Source organism: uncultured Maricaulis sp. (assembly GCF_963975345.1).
In the GTDB taxonomy this organism is placed as follows: domain Bacteria; phylum Pseudomonadota; class Alphaproteobacteria; order Caulobacterales; family Maricaulaceae; genus Maricaulis.
On the sequence record NZ_CAXBGE010000005.1, the window covers coordinates 160525 to 169494 of the forward strand.

Annotated in this window: 8 protein-coding genes; 7 read left to right on the top strand and 1 reads right to left on the bottom strand. The window is 61.3% G+C overall.

Going from position 1 to position 8970, the window contains the following annotated elements; translation table 11 throughout:
* Positions 1-101: 101 nt before the first annotated feature.
* The 6 genes from guaA to AAC029_RS07185 all read left to right on the top strand — a co-directional run bounded on the left by guaA (position 102) and on the right by AAC029_RS07185 (position 5721).
* Positions 102-1661, top strand: coding sequence for a glutamine-hydrolyzing GMP synthase (gene guaA, locus AAC029_RS07160; RefSeq protein WP_339745680.1), 1560 nt, complete (start codon positions 102-104; stop codon positions 1659-1661).
* Between the two features lie 3 nt (positions 1662-1664).
* On the top strand, positions 1665-2666 hold the full coding sequence (locus AAC029_RS07165) for a hypothetical protein (RefSeq protein ID WP_339745683.1): 1002 nt from the start codon (positions 1665-1667) through the stop codon (positions 2664-2666).
* A gap of 160 nt (positions 2667-2826) precedes the next feature.
* A complete protein-coding gene (locus AAC029_RS07170; RefSeq protein ID WP_339745687.1) occupies positions 2827-3570 on the top strand; it encodes an SDR family NAD(P)-dependent oxidoreductase in 744 nt (247 codons plus the stop codon).
* Positions 3567-4187: a 2-hydroxychromene-2-carboxylate isomerase gene (locus tag AAC029_RS07175; protein WP_339745690.1), complete on the top strand. Its 621-nt coding sequence runs from the start codon at positions 3567-3569 to the stop codon at positions 4185-4187. Before AAC029_RS07170 ends, AAC029_RS07175 begins: the two co-directional genes overlap by 4 nt.
* A 99-nt stretch (positions 4188-4286) precedes the next feature.
* On the top strand, positions 4287-4508 hold the full coding sequence (locus tag AAC029_RS07180) for a SlyX family protein (RefSeq protein ID WP_339745693.1): 222 nt from the start codon (positions 4287-4289) through the stop codon (positions 4506-4508).
* A 103-nt stretch (positions 4509-4611) separates the two neighbouring features.
* Positions 4612-5721: a serine hydrolase domain-containing protein gene (locus AAC029_RS07185; RefSeq protein ID WP_339745696.1), complete on the top strand. Its 1110-nt coding sequence runs from the start codon at positions 4612-4614 to the stop codon at positions 5719-5721.
* 26 nt (positions 5722-5747) lie between these two features.
* Here AAC029_RS07185 and AAC029_RS07190 read toward each other — a convergent pair whose 3' ends face one another.
* Entirely contained in the window at positions 5748-7280 is a 1533-nt protein-coding gene (locus tag AAC029_RS07190; protein ID WP_339745699.1) for a LytTR family DNA-binding domain-containing protein, read from the bottom strand.
* A 141-nt stretch (positions 7281-7421) separates the two neighbouring features.
* On the opposite strand from AAC029_RS07190, the gene AAC029_RS07195 reads away from it, so the two are divergent.
* A complete protein-coding gene (locus AAC029_RS07195) occupies positions 7422-8903 on the top strand; it encodes an alpha/beta fold hydrolase (protein ID WP_339745702.1) in 1482 nt (493 codons plus the stop codon).
* Positions 8904-8970: the final 67 nt, after the last annotated feature.

Consider the following 8970-nt stretch of genomic DNA (forward strand, 5'->3'; position numbering starts at 1 on the left):
TCGCGGCTGACTCGCGCTATCCCGCGCCATGCTGATATCGAGCTCGGCCATAACCCCCATTTTCGTCCCCGGAAAGCCCGCGCCTGCGGGAATGTGAGCGCATGACTGATCAACACGAAAAAGCCCTCATCATCGACTTTGGCAGCCAGGTCACCCAGCTGATCGCACGGCGTTTGCGCGAGAGCGGTGTGTTCTGCGAAGTCCATCCCTATAACCGCGCCGACAAGGCCTTTATCGACAGCTATGACCCCAAGGCGATCATCCTGTCGGGCTCGCCGCATTCGACCCATTGGGATAATTCGCCCAAAGCCGATCCATCGGTCTTCACGCGCGGCGTCCCGGTGCTGGGGATTTGCTATGGCGAGCAAACCATGTGCGCCCAGCTCGGCGGCCGGGTCGAGGCGTCGGAGGAGCGTGAATTTGGCCGTGCCGATATCAAGATCGTTGCCGACAGTCCGCTGTTTGCCGGCTTTGGCCCTATCGGTCATGAAGAGCGCGTCTGGATGAGCCATGGCGACCGCGTCGCGGCCCTGCCGGAGGGGTTCGAAGTCATCGCGACTTCGGGCAATGCGCCTTATGCGGCGATTGCCGACGAGGCGCGCAAATTTTATGCGGTGCAATTTCACCCCGAAGTCGTGCACACGCCGCGCGGGGCGCTTTTGCTCAAGAACTTCACCCATTTCATCGCCGGCTTACGTGGCGACTGGTCGATGGCGAGCTTCAAGGACGAAGCCATCGCCAAGATCCGCGCCCAGGTCGGCGACAAGCGCGTGCTGTGTGGCCTCTCCGGCGGCGTCGACAGCTCCGTGGCCGCCGTGCTGCTGCACGAAGCCATCGGCGACCAGCTGGTCTGCGTCTTCGTCGATACGGGTCTGATGCGGTTGGGCGAGGCCGATGAGGTCGTCGATCTGTTCCGCGAGCATTACAATATCCCGCTCGTCCACGCCCAAGCCGAGGATCTCTTCCTCACCGCGCTGAAGGGCGTCGAAGATCCGGAGAAGAAGCGCAAGATTATTGGCGGCCTCTTCATCGACGTGTTTGACGAGAAGGCGAAGGAGGCCGGCGGCGCCGATTTCCTCGCCCAAGGCACGCTCTATCCCGACGTGATCGAAAGCGTCAGCTTTGATGGCGGCCCCTCGGTCACCATCAAATCGCACCATAATGTCGGCGGTCTGCCGGCCCGCATGAAGATGCAATTGGTTGAGCCCTTGCGCGAGCTCTTCAAGGACGAAGTCCGTGCGCTTGGCCGCGAGCTCGGCCTGCCGGAAGCTTTCGTCCGCCGCCATCCCTTCCCGGGACCGGGCTTGGGCATCCGCATTCCCGGCGCCGTCTCCAAGGAGAAGGCCGATATCCTGCGCAAGGCCGATGCGATCTATATCGACGAGATCAAGAAGGCCGGCCTCTATGACAAGATCTGGCAGGCCTTCTCCGTCCTGCTGCCGGTCAACACCGTCGGCGTGATGGGCGATGAACGCACCTATGACGCCGTCCTCGCCCTGCGCGCCGTCACCTCGGTCGACGGCATGACAGCCGATTACTACCCCTTCGAACACGATTTCCTCGGGCGTGTCGCCACCCGCATCATCAATGAATGCCGCGGCATCAATCGCGTGGTTTATGATGTGACCTCGAAGCCGCCGGGGACGATTGAGTGGGAGTAGGGGATGCGATTTCTTCTGGAGAGCCGATTAGTCTCTAATTGCCTGCTGCCAAACGGCGTCTCGAATGTGCAAATTGTCGACTCGTCTGGAAACATAAAGTTTCGGCTTTCCAACGATCAAGTTCGCCAGGGGACCGGTCGGTCGACGATGATTTGTTTGTTCGTGTTCGAGGCTGAGGGGTTTGAACCGGCTTCAACCCTGGGGGTGCGAGAGCTTGGAAAGTTTCTTGATGCCCTCGCATTTGCTACGTGCCTAAAGTTTCAACTGGAACGCCCGCTACGCTTGATCGACTGGTCGGACGGCAATTTTGATCGAGAATTCGACGTTTTTGCGACGGAGCCTGGACACGAGTTTCCTATTCAAGCGCTAACACAACCAATCCTCGAGACGGCTCAGGAAATAAGAGAAAGCACGGTTGGGACTTATCTTGAGCAAGCGATCGAATGGTTTTCTAGTGGTGTTGCAGCTTCGCGCGCTCGGGACAAATACCAGTTATTTTTCTATGCCCTAGAGACGATAGTCTCCAAGGACGACCTGCCAGAAAAGAATGATGTTTGTCAAAAATGTGGATCGTCACTCTATTGCGAGACATGCGAGACGTATCCCAGTCACAAGCCGTTCCCCCGTCAAAAAATTGATACCATTTTATTTCAATACTTGGAACTGAAGGACGATGCTCGTCGTGCTCGAATCTTCAAACTTCGCAATATGCTTGCTCATGGCGACAATCTCGAAGTGATCGAGAGTCGGCTAGGGTGTGAAATTGGAGATGTGCTTGAGGATTTGGCTGGCGTTGTTCGGGACCAGATCTTGGTTCGAGTCATGGGCTTGTCCGCCAACAGTGGGCAAACGGATCGCCTAAGTCTGCTGCACCTCGAAGGGTATGCTCATTTGCTTTTTGAAGCGCGCGCTCGAGTAACGAGTTCGGCGATACCGCCAGATCCAGATATGCTCGATAGATTAGCATTCCCGACGGTCAATTTGATCTCCCCAAAACCTGAGTAGAGTGTTGTGTTCGAGGCGTAGTATAGCTTTTGCGCCACGCGGAATTTGCGATAGTTTTTCGGGTCTGGGGCTCAGCACGACGAATTCGCATGGCCACTTTGTTGGGCTGCGGTTTGCGATAGGCTTTACGTCCAGGCGGTGAACAGACAGAGAGCCCAGCATGACCCAGCGCAATGCCAGCATCGCCATTGTCGGCGCCGGCGATTTCATCGGTGCCGCGATTGCCCGCCGCTTTGCGGCTGAGGGCTATCACGTCCATGGCGGGCGGCGCGGCGGCGAGAAGCTGGAACCGCTGCGGCAAGAGATCGAGGCGGCCGGCGGGCGCTTCACCGGCCATTCCCTTGACGCACGCGACGAGGCCTCCGTGATCGCTTTCCTCGATGCTGCCGAGGCCTCGGCGCCGCTCGAGGCGGTGATCTTCAATGTCGGCGCCAATGTGCAATTCCCGCTGCTGGAGACCTCGGAGCGGGTCTTCTCCAAGGTGTGGGATATGGCCTGCAAGGCCGGCTTCCTGACCGGGCGTGAGGCGGCGCGGCGCATGTTGCCGCGCGGGGCGGGGTCTATCTTCTTTACCGGTGCCACAGCATCGCTGCGCGGCGGCAAGGGCTATGCCGCCTTCGGGGCCGCCAAGGCCGGGTTGCGCTCGCTGGCACAGTCCATGGCGCGCGAGCTGGGGCCGCAGGGCCTGCATGTCGCGCACCTTGTCATCGATGCCGGGGTGGATACGGCCTGGGTGCGCGAGCGCATCGCCCAAGCGAAGGGCGCGGAGGCTCTGGCCGACATGCCGCCGGATGTGCTGATGGACCCGGCCTCGATTGCCGAGACCTATTGGATGCTGCATCGCCAGCCGCGCGATGCCTGGACGCATGAACTCGACCTTCGGCCCTATGGAGAAAACTGGTGAGCGATCCTTCGACTGACCCCGTCTTCTATTTCGACTTCGCCAGCCCCAATGCCTATTTCGCGCATCGCATAATGCCGGGCATCGAGGCGCGCACGGGGCGCAAATTTCGCTATGTGCCGGTTCTGCTCGGCGGGATATTCAAGTCGACCGGCAATCAGGCGCCGATGATCGCTTTCGCCGGTGTGCCGGCCAAGCTGGCCTATGAATACAAGGAGATCGAACGCTTCATCGCCCGCCATGATCTCAAACACTTCAATTTCAATCCGCATTTCCCGGTCAATACGCTGGGCCTGATGCGCGGCGCGGTCGCGGCCGAAGGCGAGGGTGTGCTGGAGCCCTATATCGAGGCCATGTTTCACTTCATGTGGGAGGCGCCGCGCAAGCTGGACGATCCCGACGTGTTGGCGGCAACGCTCACCGAGGCCGGACTACCGACCGAGCGCCTGCTGGCCGCGATCCAGACGCGGGACATCAAGCAACAGCTGATGGCGAATACCCAGGCCGCCGTCGATCAGGGCGTGTTCGGCATTCCCAGCTTCGTCGTTGATGGTGAGCTCTATTTCGGCAAGGACAGGCTGGAGAGCCTGGCGGCAGAGTTAATCGCCCCGTCAACATAATCCCGCTTCGCGCTGACGCCGGACGCGCAAGCCTCTGGTCATGTCGGTGCGCCTTGCCTAAACAGGCGCCGAGACACCCATCAACGACGGACAGGCGAGATGACCGACGAGGTACCAAGCGACGTGACCGACCGGCTCGATACGCTCGAAGCCCACATCGCACACCAGGATCAGATGCTGCAGGAACTCAGCGAGGTCATGAATGACCAGCGCACCGAGTTTGATCTGATCAAGGCCAGGCTCAACCAGTTTCTCGACCGCATTCATGCCGTCGAAGCGCAAGGCCCCGCCCCGGAAAGCCGTCCTCCGCCACATTGGTAGGGCCAGAAACGTCAACCACGCGCCTGTCGTTTGCATCCAATCGCCTGTCCGGAAGCATCCAGAGGTCATGTCTGGCGCTGGGCGCCGTTTGGGAATGAAGCCAATGTTTCGAATTATTTGTACGGCAGTGATGTCTTTCGGTCTGATTCTGGCACCGGCCTGTTCCCAGGCGCAGGAGGTCAGTGAGGCACACGCTGCCACACTCCGTGCCGCGCTGGATGCCGCAGCGCCGGGCATGCTGGAGACCTATGAGGTCCCGAGCGTCGCCGTCGCCTATATCGAGGACGGGGCGCTGGCCTGGACGGCCGTTTACGGGCAGCAGGGGCCTGACACCCCGGCGGGCCCAGACACGCTCTACAATATCGCCTCGATGACCAAACCGCTGACGGCGGAAACTGTTTTGCGACTTGTGTCGGCCGGGCAGATGCGGCTGGATGACCGTCTGGCCGAGTACTGGGTTGATCCCGACATCGCCGCCAATCCCTGGAATGAATTGCTGACCGCTGAAATCAATCTCAGCCACCGCACCGGCCTGCCCAATTGGCGCTACCAGACCGACGATGTGCTGGAATTCCAGGCCGAGCCGGGCACGACAACCGGATATTCCGGTGAGGGCTATGATTATCTGGGCCATTATCTGGAAAACCGCTTTGAAACCGGTTTCGCAGCCCTGGTCGCACGTGAAGTGTTTGTTCCGATCGGCATGAATGAGACCGGCTTTGTCCGCCCCGATGATGCGGCCAACCGCGTCGCAGTGCCGATGGGACCGGACGGTGAATGGGGCGAGCCCGCTTATAGTGACCCTTGGTCTGCGGCCGACAATGTTTATACGACGATTGGCGATTATGCCCGTTTCATGATCGCGGTGATGCATAATGAAGGCATCGACGCTGATCTGGCGCGCTCACGCCTGCAGATCCGCGAAAACCTGATGGCCAATGGTTGCCCGCTGCCGGCCGAGCATTGCCCGCAAAACATCGGCTTCGGGCTGGGCTGGAGCATGTTTGAGTATGCCGATGCCCGCATCGTCACTCATGGCGGCGCCGATTGGGGTGAGCGGACCGTTGGCCTGTTCGACCCGGAGGCGCAGACTGGTTTGATCATTTTCACCAATGGCGCCAATGGCGGTGCGGTCATTCATGACATTGCCGAGCTGATGGGCGTGCAACCAGACTTCACCGCCTTCCTCGCCTTTCAGGCCAGCAATGGCTGAGGCGGGTGGGGGCGTCGCGCTCGGCGCTATTCCCCCGCCCCGGCCAGCGCCGATCTCACCTTCGGCAGGATCCGCCGGCTGATCGGCACATCCATCCCGTTTGACAGGATAAGCCGTCCGACGCCGGAGGCATCACGCTCCAGCGCGCTGACGAAGCTCGTATTGACGATGTGGGAGCGGTGGACGCGCAGGAAGGTCGGCGGCAGGCTCGCTTCAAGGCCTGACAGCGATCCGGTATAGAGCGCGGTCTGGCCGTTCTCGAAATGGACTTCGACATAATCGCCGGCCGCCTTGAGTTGGGCGATGCGGTCGCTGGCGATGTAATCGGTGCGGCCGGCGCTAACGAGTTCAATCTGGACCGGATGAGCCTTTTGCTGCGCCCGGCTCAGCGCAATCTCGAGCCGGTCGGCGCGGGTCGCCTCGATCCGGCGGGTGCGGCGCTCATTGACCAGGGCGATGGCCTGTTGGGCAAACAGGAAGAGCAAGAGGACCGCAATCGCGTGGTAGAAATAGCGGTCGATGAACAAGTCCGGAAACAGCAAGGCGAGCACGGCCAGTCCGGCCAGCACACCCATATGGGTGCGTGCGCCCGACTTGCCCTGCCAAATCCAGATGCCGCACCAGACCAGACCCGCGAAAATTGCGATGAGGAAGATTGACAGCGTTTTGGCGTCGAAGCCTGACGACAGCAGTATGGCGGGGGCCATCAAGACGGCGATGCCCGGCAGGCGCAGCAGCCGTGCCCGCAAGGAGAGGCCGGAAAACCGGTGCAGGAGGTAGGCGATCAGCGTCAGACCGAAGGCGGCGGTGAAAGCGACGATCAGCACCAGCCGGACATCGTGCATCGGATAGGGATAGGCGATCAGGCCGCGACTGGTTTCCGCCAGTAATTGGCCACCGGCAATCAAGGACATCATCCCGACCAGAACCGCTCCTTCGCGACTGCCGCCACGGATTGCCATCATCGCGAAAAATATGAAGCCCAGCAGGAAAATGCCGAATGTGATCAGGCTGGGCGCATAAGCCGAAGCGATGAAGGCGGTCGGCGACTGGTAGCGTGCGAAGCCGATCATGTGGATCGGCCAGCCGAGGTGCAGAAACCCATGCTGGGCTGACATCAGCAAAACCAGTTCATTGCGCCCCGGCACAAGACGCTCAGGCGGCACGTAGATCACAGCATCGATCAGTCCGGGCTGCTCGGCGATGCGGTTCGGGCCCGGCATCCCATTGGACGCGAGTTCATGGCCGTTGAGCCAGGCTGTGCTCGATGCCTTGCCGGAGATGAAGAGACCGATCGGCCGGTCCTGCGGCCATTGCGAGGCGTCCCAGTCAAACTCGGCCCTGACCCAGATTTCGCGGCCCTGTGGGTCGAGATCGATCAAGGCGGCATCGCTGCAGTCGGGCGCTGTGAAGTCGGGAATCGTAACGCTCGCGCCGCTTGCCGGGCAGACGCGCAGCGGTGTCGCGTCCAGCGGGCCAAACCCCTGCGCCGTGGCGGCGCCAGCCGACAGGGTGAAGAGGAAGAGGGCGAGGATCAGGGGCAGGGGGGTTGGGGTCATGGCGCCATTCTAGCGCGCGCCCGCGCGAACGTCCCGCCGTTCAACGGCCAGAGGTGACCGTTGCCAGATCGGCAGGTGCGCCGCGGCACGGGCGCGGCAGGATGACAGCGAGCCGGGGGGCTCAATTTCATGGAGTGAAACATGCAATCCTGGAAATACATGATGCTGGCGACGGCGTTGGGCGCGCTGACCCTGTCCCAGCTGAGCCTGCCCCAACCGGCCGCTGCGCAAAACGCCCTGGCTGAAGAGACCATCGAATTCACCGCCCAGAGCGGCGACAGCACTGCCGCCTTTCATGGCACATTCGAGGTCCCGGAAAACCGCGCCGATCCTCACAGCCGAATGATCACTCTCAGCTATATCCGCTTTCCCGCGACCGGCGACCATCCCGGTTCGCCCATCATCTACCTTTCCGGTGGTCCGGGCGGATCGGGCAGCGGCACGGCCCGGGGACCGCGGTTTCCTCTGTTCCAGTCAATGCGTCAGCACGGCGATGTCATCGCCTTCGATCAGCGCGGAACCGGTGGCTCGACTGAATTGCCGCGTTGCGTCTCCTCGCAGACCATCCCCGAGACAGTACCGGTCAGTGATGCGCAATATGCCGCTGCCCAGCTCAGCGCTGCCGAGGAATGCGGCGAGTTCTGGCGTCAGCAAGGCATCGACCTCGCCGGCTATACGACACGCGAGAGTGTGCAGGACTTGGCAGCGCTGCGGCAGCATCTGGGTGCGCAGCGAATGTCACTCTGGGCGATTTCCTATGGCAGCCATCTCGCGCTTGCGGCGCTGAAAGACATTCCTGAACAACTCGACCGCGTCGTCATGGCCAGCGCTGAAGGTCTCGACCAGACGGTCAAACTGCCGGCCCAGACCGATCTCTATTTCGCGCGCCTGCAGGCGGCGATTGATACCCAGCCAGCCGCGCAGGCGCTTTATCCCGATATCGCCGCGACCATGCGGCGGGTGAACGCCCGGCTGGAGGCAAACCCCTTATTGCTTGAGGTCCCCTTGGCAGATGGCGGCACGGCGCCCTTCCTGCTGCAACGCTATCAGTTGCAGAGCTTTTCCTCCGGCTTGATCTCGGATCCGCAATATGCGGCCTTGTTGCTGATGCTCTACACCCAGCTCGATGCCGGTCGGACCGACTTGGCGGTCATTCTGTTGCAGCGCTTTTGGGTGATTGGCGAACCGATCACGCTGAGTGCGATGCCGACAGCGATGGATCTCGCCTCGGGGATTGGTGATGACCGGCTCGCCGAATTCGAGCGCGAGGTGCCGACATCCCTGGTGGGGGCTTATCTCAATACCCCGATGCCGCAAATCCGCGGCGCCTGGGACGGGTTTGATCTCGGCGATGAGTTCCGCGAGCCGCCGCATGGTGACACGCCGGTTCTCCTGCTTACCGGCACGCTCGATGGCCGCACCTATCCGGACAGCCAGACGGCAGCCGTTGCTGGCCTCACCCACGTCCAGCGCATTTTCGTGCGCAATGCCGGGCATAATCTTTTCATGACCTCACCGGATGTCGCCGACGCCATGCATCGCTTCATGCGCGGTGAGCCGGTCGCAAGCGGAGAGATTGTCGTCGACCTGCCAGATCTGACGGCCAACCCGTTCGGCGGATAACCCGCTTGTGAGTGCCCTTGCCTGACCGCACCTGTTAGAGATGCGGTCAGGCAAACAAGGGACCGCC